The following is a 15506-nucleotide window of genomic DNA, read 5'->3' on the forward strand; positions in this document are numbered from 1 at the left end:
TACGCTGAGATGCGCTCTGCCTTTGAGCGCCGTTCAGAAGCCGGGCACGATGTCCTTGTCGTCGCCCATTCCCTCGTTGAGGCCGTACGCACGTGCTGCGGTGGAAATCCGGTCCATCACGCGTTGGTCGGCAGCCGCCTCGCTATCATCGTCAGCAGGCTTGAGCAAATCCTCCTGATCAGGCTCTTGGGCAAGGAGGGGATGGTCTTCGGGCAGACCTGGATGACGCTGCTGCTGGAGACCGCCGTCCTCTTCGATTGCTGCGCCGGTGCTGTCGCCCTCGGCAGCAAGACGGCGGTCAACGCCGCGCACCTGTCCGACCCAATCGTCCGGGCGTGACGCAGGGGAGTCCGCGTAGGGACCCTCGCGTAGCGCCGGCGAAGGCAGCACCCGTTCGGTGAAATTCTGATCCTGGTAATAGCGCAGTTTCTTCGCGCGGATCGGCGGCAACCCCGAAACCAGTATCAATTCGTCTTCCTGCGGCAGCTGCATCACCTCGCCCGGCGTCAGCAACGGCCGTGCGGTTTCCTGGCGGCTCACCATGACGTGCGAAAGCCAGGGCGCCAGCCGATGGCCGGCATAGTTGCGCATGGATCTGAGCTCCGTCGCCGTACCGAGCGCGTCCGAGATACGCTTGGCCGTGCGCTCGTCATTGGAGGAAAAGGCAATCCGCACATGGCAATTGTCGAGAATGGCGTTGTTCTCGCCATAGGCCTTGGAGATTTGGTTCAACGATTGCGCGATCAGATAAGCGCGGATGCCGTAGCCTGCCATGAAGGCGAGCGCAGTCTCGAAGAAGTCGAGCCGACCGAGCGCCGGGAATTCATCCAGCATCATCAGGAGCTGATGCTTGCGGCTCTTCTTTGCATCGCCCTCCAGCCGCTCGGTCAGCCGCCGGCCGATTTGATTGAGCACCAATCGCACCAGTGGCTTGGTGCGCGAGATATCCGACGGCGGCACGACCAGATAGAGCGACATCGGTCGCTCGGCATCCACAAGGTCGGCAATGCGCCAGTCGCAGGCCGATGTTGCCGCGGCCACGGTTGGATCACGATAGAGCCCGAGAAACGACATGGCGGTCGAGAGAACGCCTGAACGCTCGTTCTCTGATTTGTTCAGCACCTCACGGGCCGCCGACGCCACAACGGGATGGGCCTCAGGCTTGTCCGCCGCGCCGAGGTGGTTGGTCATCATCATCTGCTGCAGTGTCGCGACAAATGAGCGTTGTGGGTTCGACAGGAAGGTGGCGACGCGGGCAAGCGTCTTTTCCTCTTCGGCGTAGAGCACGTGCAAGATGGCGCCAACTAGGAGTGAATGACTGGTCTTCTCCCAATGGTTCCGCCGCTCCAGCGCGCCTTCCGGATCGACGAGAATGTCTGCGATGTTCTGAACGTCGCGGACCTCATCTGGACCTTTGCGCACTTCCAGCAGCGGGTTGTACCGCGCCGATCTCGGATCGGTGGGATTGAACAAAAGGGAGTACGAGAACTTCGACCGCCAGCCGGAGGTCAGCTGCCAGTTCTCGCCTTTGATGTCGTGAATGACGGCCGAGCCGGTCCAGGAAAGAAGGGTTGGAACAACGAGTCCGACGCCCTTGCCCGAACGTGTCGGCGCAAAGGCCATGACGTGTTCCGGTCCGTCATGGCGCAGATAGCGATCCTTCAGTTCGCCAAGCAAAACGCCGGCCGGCTGAAACAGCCCTGCCTTCTCGATCTCCCGAGTCGCGGCCCACCGTGAGGAACCATAGGTGGTGACCAATCCGCGCTGCCGCGCGCGCCAGAGGGAGCCAGCTATCGCGGCGGCACAGCCTAGGAACCCACTGGCTCCAGCAAGCATGCCGGCCTTGTCGAAAACCTCAGGCGCATAGGCGTCGAATTGAAACCACCATTCGAACAGTTTCCACGGCTTGTAGACCGGCCAGGCCGCCGCGACAAACCATGGCGCGCCGAGTGGCGGCTGATAGGAGAGCATGTGGGCGCACCATTGGGTTGCAGTCCACACGCCAAGAATGACAATTGCGAATACGACAGCGATCTGCCCAATCAGCAACTTCGTGGGTGTCAATGGCTTGCTCCGCTCTTCTGGGCAGACGGACCAAACATCGCGCGGAGCGATGAGAATTCGAACGGCCTCTACGTGCGACTAGGTGCGATGACAAGGTTGATAGGTATTGTTCAGCTGCGAACAGCGAAAATCCGCCGCAGCAACCTATCGGCGTGCCAGGTACGCGGTTTGGTTGCAGAAATGTTGGCATCTGCGCGGGGCACATTGAAGAAGGCTGTGTGTGGTGAGGAAGGCGCATCCGGGCCACGATGATGCCAAGCGTCAGGGGACTGGCACCCGGTGCTTGATGCCGTCCGGCGTCGGGGACAGGCCATCTGGCAGGCCTTGCCGCTAGCCGAGCAGCGCCGCGTGGTGCGTCATCTTCGTGCGCTGTGGGATGTGCATCGCTTCCGCATCGCGCCACAGATCGCGGCCGTGCTCGATCGCCGCGTTGCCGAGGGCAGGCTTGCCTATCGCGCCGCATCGATTGTCGGCGCCGAATAGGCAGACGGATGCATTCGCGTGCGGCAGCGGCTGCGTGGCCAACGCAGCCTCGTTGTCGATGCTTTCGACAGTGTGATCGTGACGACCGGACCGGCGCACGCCGATGTCTTGCGGACCAACACAGCGATTGCGGCGCTCGAGCGGATGGGATTGGTCCGGCTCGACCCGATTGGTCTTGCTTTGGAGACCGACAGTCAAGGCCGTGCGGTCGGCACATCCGGGCGCCCGACCGACAGCATTTTCGTCAGCGGGCCACTGGCGCGCGGCAGCGTTGGCGAATTGATGGGAATTCCCGAAGTCACCGCGCATGCCGAGCGCATCGCCGCTGAAATCGACGAATGGCTTGGATATCAAACGGCGTTGCGCCACAAGGTGTCATGAAGCTGCAAACACGATAAGGCTATCCAGATGACACTGACCGAACGCGTTCCCCCAGTGGAAACCCGGATTCCCCTGAAATTTGCGATGCGACACTTGGCCGGAGCTGTCTCCGTGGTGACCGCAGGTGTTGGCGACGAACGGACGGGCGCAACCGTTACTACCGCCCATTCCCTATCGGTCGAACCAGAGGTGATGGTTGTGAGCATCAACCTGAACTCGTCTACCTGGGCAGCCATCAGCCGGCATGGGCATTTCTGCGTGAATGTGCTGCGTGCCGACCAGATGGCGATTGCCGACCGTTTCGCCGGACGCGGTGACCTGAGGGGGGCGGCGCGTTACGAGGGAGCCCGCTGGTCTAGCCTTACAAGCGGCGCATTGGCACTCGACAGCGCGCTCGCCGCGGTCGACTGTACGGTCGAGGACACGATTATTCGCCACAGCCACGCGCTGATCCTCGGCAGCGTCCGGCAGGTGGTGAGCGGAGAGCCAGGCCCGGCGCTGATCTATCATCACGGCGCATACGGATCATCGTGAGCTTGTTGGGTTCGGCTCCTTTCCAAACAGCTTGATTAAGCTAAACCGCGCGAAGCGATGTAAAGCGCCATCAGCCTGGCACTGGGCCACGGCGCCCCATCGCGCGAAGGGCAAGGTCGAAACCTTCGTCCACCGAGTTCACGATCCGGCCACTCAGTTCGTATCCAGGCAGACATCGGGATGGCGGGACAGGAGGCAGGGCAATGCCGTCGTGCATGACCTCGAGGCGACCATCGGGGTAGTCGCAGACGACGAACTTTTTGCGGGCAAGTCGCCTCGCGGTATCGGTCGGATCGAGAATGAACAGCACCTTGTCGTAGCGCAGTGTCAGGGCCTGAGACAGCGTGCGGACCTCCTTGCGGCACATGGCGCCGACCAGATTCTCGTGATCGGGGCGGCGCATGTCCTTCGGGTTGCGTGGTTCTTTGCGAAAACGTGCGTTAAAGTCCGCCATGAATGCCGGCGCAAAGGCGTTGGCCGCCTCGATGGTGTTGATGCCGCGAAGGCGCAGTTCCTTCATAAGCCGGTCCTGCAGCGTCTGATGGGCGCTTAACACGACCTTTTGCCTGTGGGGAGTTGGCGCAGATGATGTGGATGTTGAGCTCATAGAGAGCCCGGCCGAACTGCGTCAGGCCACTGCTTCTATCCTTCTCCGAACATGTGTCGTCCGGAAGACGCCATGCTTGTCCCTGTAGAAAGAAAGCGGCTTGCCCCAGCGCCTTGCGGCATGAAAATAGTCGCACGTGTTCTCCGACCCCGCAAAGCGCAGATGCAGCAGCTTGCCGGTCGCGTCGTCTATGAAGACGAGCATGGCGCATTTGGGGCCACGATTCTCGAACCACCAGTGATGCGAGCCGTCGATCTGCACCATCTCGCCGAGACAGTCGCGCCGTCCGCGCGGCTGGTGCACGCGGCGCTTGCGTTCACGGCCCGATGTCCAGATCCCGGCCTCCGTCATCCATTTGCGCAGCGTCTCTGCTGACGGCGATTTGATGCCGCTCGATCACTCTTCGTGGGCAAGCGTTGGACCGAAGTCGACATAGTGTTCGCGGATCAGCTCCAAAGCGAAGTCGCGAATGCCATTGATGATGCGGGTGTCAGAGTCGGAAACGACAGCACATCGCGATGCCGTTGGGGGGGCGTCCACCGCATCGAGTAGGGCTGAGCATGAGGGGGAAGGCGGATAGCCGAAGCGTGACAGCGCGATGACCCGAAAGCCCTCGCCAACAGGGCGGCCGTAGGAGCACCGGCATACCGTCAGGCGCGATGCGGACCGACAGCCCCCCGGCGAAGGGCGCTGATTGATCGATCGAATTTGAATTCGGATCGTTTTATCAGCTGACATAATCCAAATCGAATTCCTCACGATGTTTCAGCACGCGCCTGGATTTTTCTGCATTTGGCTCCGGCGAAGACCCCGGTGGTGCGGTGTAAGCGCGCCTCCGGCATCTTGGACTTGTTTTCATTAGCCATCCAGGACTGCTGCATTGCCGCAGCGATGGTTCCAACCTGCTAGGCGTCGCCAAACCGCGCATCATTGGGTTGGATGCCGGATCCCCGTGGGCGACGTTGCCGGATCCAAACCAACCATGGCCGCGACCAGAGTTGCCACGTCGGAATGGCCAAGCACCTTGCCGTCGCCGGACTTGATGGTTTCGCCGACATTGCCCGGCCCGGCGAACAGTCATTGATCAGCCCTTGTCGGTGGTGCCCAGTACGCTGGCTGAAACCGATCACGATCAGGAAAAGTCGATACTTGAACAACAGGATCGAGCAGGACCATCGGCGCATTCAATCGCCGTGTGCGGCCGATGCTGGCCTTCAAGTCGCCGGCCACCGCCAGCATCATCCTGTCCGGGATCGAAATGCTTCACATGATGCGCAAGCGACAGGCAAGTACGCATTCAATCCAAATCCCTCCCTGGCCGAGCAGTTCGCCATGCTGGCGGCATGACAGCGGCCGGTCTCGACCACCTTCATGACGCAGAAAAAACTTTGGGACCGAGCAGGGAGATTTTGCAGAGAGACAGGAAGCAGAGAGCGGTTGCTCATGGCATACTCATGCAATCGGTCAATCCCATTCCGGCGTCCACGGCACCTTGTTCTTGTCCACGCACCTGAAGTTCGTGCATGTGAGAGCGTCGATCCGCTTCATGTCGACGCTAGATAGAACGAAATCCATGACGTCGAAGTTCGACCGCATGTTTTCCGGCTTGGTTGACATTGTATTGACGGCGACGCCTTTCTGCAGAATCCATCTCAACACCACCTGCGCAGCCGACTTTCCGTAGGCTATGCCGATCTGGCCAAATTGCGGATATTTGAAAACCTCCCCCCTCGCGACCGAAGAGAACGAAGCCAGCGGAACGCCCGTCTGAAAGGACATGTCGAGCAGAATTGACTGATCGAGAAGCGGGTGGAATTCAACCTGGTTGATCGCGATTTCGCCATTGGTGAATGATTGCGCGTCCCGCATCATTGAGGCCGTGAAATTAGAGACGCCGATCTCGGTCGCGATTCCCTTACGCTTCGCGTCCTGAAGTAGGGCGAGAGACTTGCGATTGTCCCCGGACGGATCCGGCCAATGAAGGAGCAGAAGGGCGACCTTCGACACGCCAAGAGCGTTCAGACTCGCCTCCACCGATTTCAGGAACTGTTCCTCGGTGTAGTTCTCGGGATGCACTTTCGTGGTGATGAGAAGGTCGTCTGTCGAGACGTTAGCCTGGCGGATGGCCGCGCCCAAGTCGGCCTCGTTTCCGTACAGTTGAGCTGTGTCGAATGATCGATAGCCGACCTCGTACGCAGCGGCAAATGCCTTCTCCAAATCCTCGCCCTTGAGCGGATATGTTCCAAACGAACGTTCATGTCCCGGCCGAAAGCAGATCGACATTTTCCTTTCCTTTCCCGGGCGCCGTAGCGAACCGTGTGCACATTGAGCTGCTATAGATGGATGCTGTCCCAAACCACGGCGCGATCGATCGACTGGATCACCTTCCTCTCTGCCACGGCCATTCTCCGACTGACGTCCTTTCATAATGCAGTGGTCAACCTCCGTTGTGGATGGAGCCGACGTCAATCATGCGATCCAGCGAACGGATGAAGCTCCAAAGCTAGCCACATGCAATCCGTATCCGCGTAATACTGATGCCATGGGTAGAGAAACCCGCCAATACTATCGCTTGTGCAATCGAAGAATGGCTGGGCGAAGCCCGGAGCCATCAGGATTTCTTCGGTCAGTGTTTCCCGCTGCTGCGTCTGAAACTTCTGCATCCGTCCCACTCCCATGATCTGCACATGGGTCTCGATGAATGGATGCAGATTGTGGATCAGGCAGTCCGTCGCTTCCGGAGCAAACCAAAGATTGGCTTTCGCGGCAAAAGTCATGCCGTCGGTCTCCGGGTTCCCGGCAAGCATTGCCGCTGCACCGCTCAGACGAATTTCAATAAGGTCGTCCTGCGATGAGCGGTAGAGCGGCAGTCCGAGAATTTCCGCGGTCGGGTCGGTGATCGTCTCCGCATATCGCGGCCACCCTAGAGTGCTCGCCCTGGCGCCTACTGTCTCGAGAACACGGATCACAATCATTGCCTGTGCGTTCTCGATGACCGCGTCGATGAGCGTGGTCGATGAAAATGGCTGGATTGTTTGCCGAGGCTTACCAGCGATCTCAACGACGGTATCACCGATGTTGAAGACGATATTGCGCCCGTGAAGTGCGAATGACGAAGCGCCCTCAATCAGTTCGGCGTCAACCACAGCGTTGGAGAAATTGAGATCTCGCCGGTTGTTACGCCTAGCCATGAGCTTCCTCTCTTGCCATCGTCGCCCGGTCCGGTCCGTCCGACAGGGACGTGGTGGTGTTCGTGGGAGGGCGTGGATCGCAGCGAAATCCAAAGATCGGTGCGCGCCACGCCGCTGACATCTGGTGCCCATCAGCTGGCCAGCCGCGCCTCGCGTGCCGTCTGTGCAGCGAAATATCTCGCGATTGCATCGATAACCCGAGTTGTCGCCTTTCCATCGCCGTAGGCGTCCACGGGCCGGGCCATTCGTGAATATTCGTCCGGATCGCGCAGCAGTCGGGTCGCTTCACTCACGATGCGGGCGGTGCTGCGGCCCACAAGGCGCGCTGTGCCAGCTTCGACAGCCTCCGGCCGCTCGGTGATGTCCCTTAAAACAAGCGTCGGTTTGCCGAGTGAAGGGCCTTCTTCCTCTGCGCCGCTGCTGTCCGAGATGATGATGTCCGAGCGCAGCATAAGGCTGCAGAAATTCCGGTACGGTAGCGGATCCACCACCGTAATATTCGCCTGGTTGCTCAGATAGGGCAACATGACTTCGCGCACTGCCAGGTTCTTGTGCAATGGGATGATGACACGCACGTTCTCCTGGGATGATAGCTGCACCAGAGCTCTTGCGATCTCGTGCATCGGTGCACCCCACGACTCGCGTCGATGTGCTGAGGCGACCACGATTCGCCGCGTATCGTTCTTGAGGTCGGCAAGTGCGGGCTCGGCGAAGGCGGGAGCATTTTCGGCCGCCCAATGAAGTGCATCGACGACCGTGTTGCCGGTGACCGTGATACGATCCTCACGGGCACCTTCGCGGATAAGGTTCTCGCTGCTCCGGATGGTCGGCGCTAGGTGGAGATCCGTTATCTGGGCAACGAGGCGCCGATTGGCCTCCTCTGGATATGGTGATGCAATGTTGCCGCTGCGTAAGCCCGCCTCGAGATGAATGATGGGGATACGGTGCTGGAAGGCGGCCAGGGCGCCTGCCAGGGTGCTCGCGGTATCGCCATGAACGATCACCGCGTCCATTCCCCATTGTTCCATTTGCACGGAGAGCATTTCCAGTATTCGATGTGTGACCTGCGACAAGGTCTGGCGAGGTTGCATGACGTTTAGTTCGATGTCCGGTCGAATACCGAATTCCGGTAAAGTGATATCAAGCATCTCGCGATGCTGCCCCGTGGAAACAACGAGTGGCTCGAACCTGCGGTCGAGCTTCATTGCGTTGATGACTGGGGCGCATTTAATCGCCTCAGGACGAGTACCGAAAATGAATGCCACTTTGGACATGATCGTCTCTCCAGAAGAATCTGAGGGGTCGCCGGCGACCGCAGTTGCCAAGGACTTGCATAGGGGGGCCATCCATCAGGGCCTAAGCGAACCACGTGTTGGCCAATCACAGCGGACAACGAGAATCCTCTAGCCGAGGTCGACTGGAATGCGAGCGTCGCTTTCTGGTGGACGGCGATGTGCCCTTCCCACAGAATGCGGTCTGACGCAGATCTCCTTCTTGTTTCATCCATCGCGGCTAACCGCGCCATCAATGCTGGTCGGCAGTTGCTGCCGCCACTCCTCAACGAAGAGACACAAAACTCGTGCCAATTTGGCTGATCGAGCTGAAGAAAAAACTTTGTGGTTGCTTTACAGCTATTTAGCCAAAGACAAAGGATCGGCTAAACAAGACTGTGTGTGACGGATCCGACAAAGAGACTGTGTGTCACGGACCCGACAAGGCCGACAGAAGGCGCGGATCTGGTGCAACGAAGAAAAAATTGGCCGCGTTGGTCCACGTTGGCGTTGGACCGCCCCTCAAAGCGTCGCTGACTCTTCACTCTTTCCCTGATCGCCCACCACAGTCCCGGCAGTGATTGGCGGAGAATGGCTGTGGGGTTCTGGATTGGCTTTTCGGTCGAAAAGCGAAGGGGATTTCGGGCTGACAGAATGGGAACTCTCGGAACGAGGTAACCCGATGATGGTCTATCGCAACAGAGGACTAACCATCATTCCGTGCTGGTCGCCGGTGGCGACACCGATCACCGCGCCCTCGTCGTTGTAGAGCACTTCGGTTGCGGCAAAGCCGGGATAGATCTCGACGCCGAGCTCTTCCGCCTTGGTCGCTAGTCAGCGACAGACATTGCCGAGCGATACGATGTAGTTGCCATGATTGTTCATCAAGGGCGGCATGGCGAAGTTCGGCAGGCGGATCGAGCCGGCCGGGCCGAGCAGCAAGAAATGGTCGTCCGTCACCGTGGTCTTGAACGGATGGCTATCGTCCACGCACCAGTCAGGCAGCAGGCGGTCGATGCCGATGGGATCGACAACGGCGCCCGACAGGATATGGGCGCCGACTTCCGAGCCCTTTTCCAGCACGAGGACGGTGAGATCAGGATTGACCTGCTTCAACCGGATCGCGGCCGACAGGCCCGCAGGCCCCGCGCCGACGATCACGACGTCGAATTCCATGCTCTCGCGTTCGGAGAGTTCGATCGTCATCGAAGCAGCTAAGTCCTCAAAGCGCCTTTTCGAGTTCCGGCAGGGCCTCGAAGAGATCCGCAACGAGACCGTAGTCGGCAACTTGGAAAATAGGCGCCTCCTCGTCCTTATTGATCGCGACGATGACCTTCGAATCCTTCATGCCGGCCAGATGCTGGATGGCCCCGGAGATGCCGCAGGCGATGTAAAGGTCCGGGGCGACCACCTTGCCGGTCTGACCGACCTGCCAGTCGTTGGGTGCATAGCCAGCATCGACGGCCGCACGCGACGCACCGACGGCGGCGCCAAGCTTGTCCGCAACGGGAAGGATGACTTCTTTGAATTTCTCCGACGAGCCGAGCGCCCGACCGCCGGAGATGATGATCTTCGCCGAGGTCAGCTCCGGTCGGTCCGAGGTCGAAAGTGCGTTCGACACAAAGGTCGAAAGCTCTGAAGAAAAGGCTGCCGTCGAGATTTCCTCGACGACAGCAGATGGGCCTTGGGAGGCGTGGGAAAAGGACGCCGTGCGTACGGTGATCACCTTCTTGGCGTCAGTCGACTGCACCACCTGGATGGCATTGCCGGCATAGATCGGCCGTTTGAACGTGTCGGCAGAGACGACCTCGACGATTTCCGAGATCTGCGCGACATCGAGCAGCGCAGCAACGCGCGGCAGGATGTTTTTGCCGACCGAGGTCGCGGCCGAGACGACCGCATCGTAATTGCCGGCGATCGACACGATGAGCGCCGCCAGCGGTTCTGCGAGATTGTTGGCAAGACTGGCGTCGTCGGCAAGCAGCACCTTGGAAACGCCGGAGAGTTTTGCAGCCGCATCGGCCGCAGCCTTGACGCCGGAGCCGGCGACGAGCACATGCACGTCGGAACCGATCTTCGACGCGGCCGTCAGCGCCTTTGCGGTCTGGTCGGAAAGGGTTTCATTGTCGTGATCTGCCAGAAGAAGAATGGCCATGGTTTAGTCTCCCTTTCCCACCTTAGAGCACGCCGGCTTCGGTCTTGAGCTTTTCAAACAGTTCGGCGACCGACTTAACCTTGACGCCTGCCTTGCGGCCGAACGGTTCCTGGATCTTCAGCACCTTGAGGCGCGGGGCGGTGTCGACGCCGAAGTCGACCGGCGTCTTCTTGTCGAGCGGCTTTTTTTTGGCCTTCATGATGTTCGGCAGCGACGCATAACGCGGCTCGTTGAGGCGAAGGTCGGTCGTAACGACGGCCGGAAGCTTCACGTCGATCGTCTGGAGACCACCGTCGACTTCGCGCGTCACCCTGGCTGTGCCCTCTGGTGCCTTGCCGTCGTCGATCTCGACCTTGGAAGCAAACGTCGCCTGCGCCCAACCAAGAAGGGCCGAGAGCATCTGGCCGGTCTGGCTGCTGTCGTCGTCGATCGCCTGCTTGCCGACGATGACGAGGCCGGGCTGTTCGGCCTCGGTGACACCCTTGAGAATCTTGGCGACGGCGAGCGGCTCGACGGCGTCGTCCGTCTCGACCAGCAAGGCGCGATCGGCGCCCATGGCAAGCGCGGTGCGCAGCGTCTCTTCGGCTTTCGCAGGACCGATCGACACCACAACCACTTCCTCAGCCTTGCCGGCTTCCCTGAGGCGTAGCGCTTCCTCAACCGAAATCTCGTCAAACGGGTTCATCGACATCTTGACATTCGTAAGCTCGACACCGGAGCCATCCGCCTTCACGCGGATCTTTACGTTGTAATCAACAACGCGCTTGACTGGGACCAAGATCTTCATGGCTCGACTCCAAAATTCGTCAGCAGAGGGCGTGGAAACGTTCGACCATGACGTCAAGCACCTCGCGGGGATCACGCTTCCACCAATTGTTAGCGGAGAAAATCTCGACCTCGCAGGGACCGGTGTAGCCGGTGCCTTCGACACTCGCGCGGATCGTCTTGAGATCGGCAACACCGTCGCCCATCATACCGCGGTCCAGCAGCACGTCGCGCGTGTCGGCAAGCCAATCGCAAAGGTGATAGCCGAAAATCCTGTCCTTGCCGGCGCGCTGCAACTGGGTGTCAAGATCGCAGTCCCACCAGACATGGTAGACGTCAACGGCAATGCCAAGGTTCGGCGCATCAACCGCCTCGCAGATATCGACAGCGTCACGCACGGTCGTCAGGCAGGAGCGGTTCCCGGCGTAGACGGGATTGAGAGGTTCCAGCGCCAGCTTGACATTGCGGTCCGCCGCATAGAGTGCGAGGTCGGCAACACGTTCAGCGACAATCTTCAAGCTCTCGGCAGTGCCCTTGGTGCCGGGATGTACGCCGCCCACCACAATCGTCAGCACAGTGGCACCCAGACCGGCAGCCATATCGATGGACGCCCTCGCCTCATCGAGAACCGCTGTCCTGTCGATCGCTTCGCTACCGACAAGGAACGGTGTGCGGCAAAGCCCGGCGACGGAAAGGCCTGCCGAGCGCACCCGCTCGCCAATCTCGTTCGCCCGCGCACCGACTTCGCGGCGCCAGAAGACGATCGAGCCGAAACGACGGGCAGCACACGCATCAATCACCCGCTCCGGTGACCAGCCTGCACCGTGGCCATCCAAGTTGTGTCCGAGGCTGGCCGTGTTGAGCGCGAGCGCCAAATGGTCCGTCGAGAAATCGCGCATCGCCTACGCCCCGTAAACAGCGAGCAACTTCTTCATGCGCTCGACGGCGCGGTTGGGATCGCGCAGCAGGCCGCACTGGTCCGCCTGACGGAACACCTCGACGAAATACGGCAGCGGCCGCATCGCCTGGGCGCCGTTCAGCATCACGAAGTGATCCTGGAAGCCGTTCAGCCAGGCGAGGAAGACGACGCCGGTCTTGTAGTATTGGGTGGGCGCGCGGAAGATCAGGCGAGCGAGCGGCACGGTCGGGTCGAGCGTTGCACGGAAGCCCGCCTTGTCGCCGTCGCCCAGCCGCTCCACCGCATAGGCGGCGGCCGGCGCGAGCGGGTCGAAGATGCCGAGAAGGGCGTGCGAAAAGCCCTCGCTGTCACCTTCGATGAGTTCCGGATAGTTGAAGTCGTCGCCCGTATACATTTTCACGCCGGCGGGCAGACGACGGCGCATGACGGCCTCCTTTTCCTTGTCGAGAAGGGAGAGCTTGATGCCGTCAACCTTGGCCGTGTTCGCTTCGATGACGGCGAGCGCCGTCTGCATGGCGGGGTCAAACGCCGCGTCGCCCCAATAGCCGGCAAGCTGCGGATCAAACATATCGCCGAGCCAATGCAGGATCACCGGCTGTTCGCAGGCGGCGAGCACATCGGAATAGATCTTGACGTAGTCTTCCGGCTTTTTTGCGACGCGCACCAGAGCACGGGAGGCCATGAGGATGAGGCGGCCGCCGAGCTTCTGAATGGCTTCCGCCTGTTCCAGATAGGCCCGGCGCACATCGTCCAGACTCGCCACTGCCGCGGGGTCGAGATGATCCGTGCTGCAGCCATTGGCGACCACCGCATCCGGGAGTTCCTCGCGGGTGCGGCGGATCAGCTCCAGTGCGCCCGGCCAGTCGAGACCCATGCCGCGCTGCGCCGTATCCATCGCCTCGGCAATGCCGAGGCCGAGGCCGGCGAGATAGCGGCGAAACTCCATCGTCTTGGCCCAGTCGACCGTGGCGGGACCCGACGGATCGTTCGCAGTGAAGGGATCGGCGACGACGTGGGCGGCCGAGTAGACTGTTCGCGCCGGGTTCCTGCCAAGCGTGGCGGCGGCGATTGGCTTTCCGGTCAGGGCATAGTGCGCAAGGCGGCCAGCGGTATCGGGAAGGGCGATTTTCATGAAAAACCTCAGAAGCGCGGGACGAGCATGCCGGCATCGGCTGGGATCGACAGTCCGGTTGTGTACGGAAGCCTGCCAGTCGCAAGCGAGGCAATCAGCGCACCGACCTCCTCCGGCTCGCCGACACGCGGGAAAAGCGTGAGGCCCTGCGCGGCCCGTTCGCGATAGGCCTCGATAACCGGCGCGGTCATCTCGGTGGCAATCAGGCCCGGCTGGACGTCATAGACGGCAATGTTCTCGCGCCCGAGACGGACGGCGAGAGTCTTGGAGACCATGGCGGCGGCGGCCTTCGAGGCGCAGTATTCCGAGCGCTGCTCCGCCACCGCGACCGCATTCGAAGACGTGACATTGACGATCGAATGGAAGAGTGGCGGCCGCGCGCGTGCAAGCAGATGACGCGCGAATGCCTGGCTCAGGAAGAACATAGCCTTCGTGTTGACGGCAAAACACCGGTCCCAGCTCTCCTCGGAGACCTCCATCATGTCTCCGCGCTTGAGCACGCCGACACCGGCATTGTTGACGAGCGTGGTAAGCGGCCCGAGCTTTTCCTCGACCGCATCGATCGCCGCACCGTGACCGCCGATCGCAGCGACATCGAACGCGGCGGCGACGACGGGGACGCCATGGGCGGCGACGCGCTCGACCGCGGCGGCAAGTTCGGCGTCCTCAGCCGGCCCGTTGACGGCGACCGCAAATCCTTCCTTCGCCAGAGCTTCAGCAACGGCAAGGCCGATGCCGCGCGAGGAGCCGGTGACGAGCGCGACCGGCCGGGCGGACGCGGCGCTCATGCCCTAGCGCCTTTCTTCAGGAGTTCGCGCGCGATGATCATGCGCTGGATCTGGTTCGTGCCTTCATAGATCTGTGTGATCTTTGCATCGCGGTAGAGCCGCTCCACCTCGAAGCCGCGGATATAGCCGGATCCGCCAAAGACCTGCACGGCATCGGCGGTACGCTGTACAGCCATGTCGCCGGCAAAGCACTTGGCGATGGAGCAGGCTTTGGTCGCATCCGCGCCGCTGTCGATTTTCGAAGCGGCAGAATGGACGAGCAGGCGTGCGGCCTCGATGTCCTTCGCCATGTCGGCCAGAAGCCATTGCACGCCCTGGAAGTCGGCGATCGCCTTGCCGAACTGTTTGCGCGTCCCGGCATAGTCGAGGGCGGCCTCCAGGCCGGCCTGTGCGATACCGACGGCGAGTGACGCAATGCCGACGCGCCCCTTGTCGAGGACCGACATCATCATGTGGAAACCGCGCCCCTCGGTGCCGAGCAGGGCATCTGCCCGAAGGCGCACATCGGTGAAGTTCAGCGCGCCGACCTGGCTGGCGCGCTGGCCCATCTTGTGCTCCTTCGGCCCCTTCTCGACGCCGGCCGCATGCAGGTCGACGATGAAGATCGACATGCCGCGATTGCCGGCTTGCTTGTCGGTTCGCGCCAGCACGAAACCGTAGTCGGCCACCGGCGCATTGTGGATCCAGATCTTGCCGCCGTTCAAACGCCAGCCGTCGCCGTCGCGCTCGGCCGTCGTGCGGATGCCCGAAACATCAGTGCCCGCCTCCGGCTCGGTGATGCAGTAGGCGACCTTCGAGCGCATGCCGAGTATTTCCGGCAGCAGGGCCTGCTGGCTTTCAGTGCCGTGGCGCACCAACAGGCTTGAGATCAGTTCGACCAGGCCGCACTGGTCGGCGACGGAAGCATATCCGCGGCTCAACTCCTCCATCACAAGGGCATAGGTCAGCGTGTCGAAGCCCGGCCCGCCGAGGGCTTCCGGCACGCCTATGCCGAATAGGCCGAGCTTTGCCATTTCGTCGTAAAGAGCCGTCGGGAAGCGTTCCTCGCGGTCCAATTCCTCGGCCACGGGCCGGATCATTTCGTCGGCAAAGGCGCGCGCCATCTCTCGCACCTGCTCCTGCGTTTCAGTGAGATACATGGCCCTCGACTCCCACTTAGTAACTATCCGGTTATATACATTCCCCAGTCTCAAGACGTCAAGTCGGAAAAATCGGA

The 15506-nt window shown here is 61.0% G+C and carries 13 protein-coding genes and 3 pseudogenes; 4 read left to right on the forward strand and 12 right to left on the reverse strand.

Annotated features, from left to right (window positions below; all coding sequences use genetic code 11):
- Positions 1–33: 33 nt before the first annotated feature.
- Positions 34–2064 carry a conjugal transfer protein TraG gene (locus NKI70_RS29635; protein WP_352641434.1) on the reverse strand — a complete coding sequence of 677 codons (2031 nt, stop codon included), beginning with the start codon at positions 2062–2064 and terminating at the stop codon, positions 34–36.
- Positions 2065–2343: 279 nt separating this feature from the next.
- Between NKI70_RS29635 and NKI70_RS29640 the strand changes: the two genes are divergently transcribed.
- From NKI70_RS29640 to NKI70_RS29650, 3 genes are all read left to right on the forward strand, one after another.
- A complete protein-coding gene (locus NKI70_RS29640; RefSeq protein ID WP_352725799.1) occupies positions 2344–2547 on the forward strand; it encodes a hypothetical protein in 204 nt (67 codons plus the stop codon).
- An 18-nt stretch (positions 2548–2565) separates the two neighbouring features.
- Positions 2566–2928, forward strand: a complete 363-nt coding sequence (locus tag NKI70_RS29645; protein WP_352725801.1) for an FAD/NAD(P)-binding protein — start codon at positions 2566–2568, stop codon at positions 2926–2928.
- Positions 2929–3012: 84 nt separating this feature from the next.
- Entirely contained in the window at positions 3013–3462 is a 450-nt protein-coding gene (locus tag NKI70_RS29650) for a flavin reductase family protein (RefSeq protein ID WP_352725814.1), read from the forward strand.
- A 193-nt stretch (positions 3463–3655) separates the two neighbouring features.
- Here NKI70_RS29650 and NKI70_RS29655 read toward each other — a convergent pair.
- Positions 3656–4537: pseudogene (locus NKI70_RS29655) on the reverse strand (ISNCY family transposase); the annotation flags it as partial.
- 651 nt (positions 4538–5188) lie between these two features.
- Here NKI70_RS29655 and NKI70_RS29660 point away from each other — a divergent pair.
- Positions 5189–5416, forward strand: a pseudogene (locus NKI70_RS29660) (DDE-type integrase/transposase/recombinase); the annotation flags it as partial.
- Positions 5417–5533: 117 nt separating this feature from the next.
- Here the strand turns inward: NKI70_RS29660 and NKI70_RS29665 are convergent.
- The 10 genes and pseudogenes from NKI70_RS29665 to NKI70_RS29710 form a co-directional block, all read right to left on the reverse strand.
- Positions 5534–6352: an aldo/keto reductase gene (locus NKI70_RS29665; protein ID WP_352578190.1), complete on the reverse strand. Its 819-nt coding sequence runs from the start codon at positions 6350–6352 to the stop codon at positions 5534–5536.
- A 182-nt stretch (positions 6353–6534) separates the two neighbouring features.
- Positions 6535–7260 carry a hypothetical protein gene (locus tag NKI70_RS29670; protein ID WP_352517354.1) on the reverse strand — a complete coding sequence of 242 codons (726 nt, stop codon included), beginning with the start codon at positions 7258–7260 and terminating at the stop codon, positions 6535–6537.
- Positions 7261–7391: 131 nt separating this feature from the next.
- Positions 7392–8534 (reverse strand): non-hydrolyzing UDP-N-acetylglucosamine 2-epimerase, encoded by a 1143-nt coding sequence (gene wecB, locus NKI70_RS29675; protein ID WP_352642338.1) that lies wholly within the window; start codon positions 8532–8534, stop codon positions 7392–7394.
- Positions 8535–9257: 723 nt separating this feature from the next.
- A pseudogene (locus NKI70_RS29680) lies at positions 9258–9737 on the reverse strand (NAD(P)/FAD-dependent oxidoreductase); the annotation flags it as partial.
- A 16-nt stretch (positions 9738–9753) separates the two neighbouring features.
- A complete protein-coding gene (locus NKI70_RS29685) occupies positions 9754–10686 on the reverse strand; it encodes an electron transfer flavoprotein subunit alpha/FixB family protein (RefSeq protein ID WP_352496366.1) in 933 nt (310 codons plus the stop codon).
- A 22-nt stretch (positions 10687–10708) separates the two neighbouring features.
- Positions 10709–11473: an electron transfer flavoprotein subunit beta/FixA family protein gene (locus NKI70_RS29690; protein WP_352642340.1), complete on the reverse strand. Its 765-nt coding sequence runs from the start codon at positions 11471–11473 to the stop codon at positions 10709–10711.
- Positions 11474–11492: 19 nt separating this feature from the next.
- Positions 11493–12350 carry a sugar phosphate isomerase/epimerase family protein gene (locus tag NKI70_RS29695; RefSeq protein ID WP_352642342.1) on the reverse strand — a complete coding sequence of 286 codons (858 nt, stop codon included), beginning with the start codon at positions 12348–12350 and terminating at the stop codon, positions 11493–11495.
- A 3-nt stretch (positions 12351–12353) separates the two neighbouring features.
- On the reverse strand, positions 12354–13502 hold the full coding sequence (locus NKI70_RS29700) for a dihydrodipicolinate synthase family protein (protein ID WP_352725803.1): 1149 nt from the start codon (positions 13500–13502) through the stop codon (positions 12354–12356).
- An 8-nt stretch (positions 13503–13510) separates the two neighbouring features.
- Positions 13511–14290, reverse strand: coding sequence for a 3-ketoacyl-ACP reductase (locus tag NKI70_RS29705; protein WP_352725805.1), 780 nt, complete (start codon positions 14288–14290; stop codon positions 13511–13513).
- Positions 14287–15429, reverse strand: coding sequence for an acyl-CoA dehydrogenase family protein (locus NKI70_RS29710; protein WP_352642349.1), 1143 nt, complete (start codon positions 15427–15429; stop codon positions 14287–14289). The genes NKI70_RS29705 and NKI70_RS29710 overlap by 4 nt, the downstream gene beginning before the upstream one ends.
- Positions 15430–15506 lie beyond the last annotated feature (77 nt).

This window comes from Mesorhizobium sp. M0500 (genome assembly GCF_040321165.1).
Taxonomy (GTDB): domain Bacteria; phylum Pseudomonadota; class Alphaproteobacteria; order Rhizobiales; family Rhizobiaceae; genus Mesorhizobium.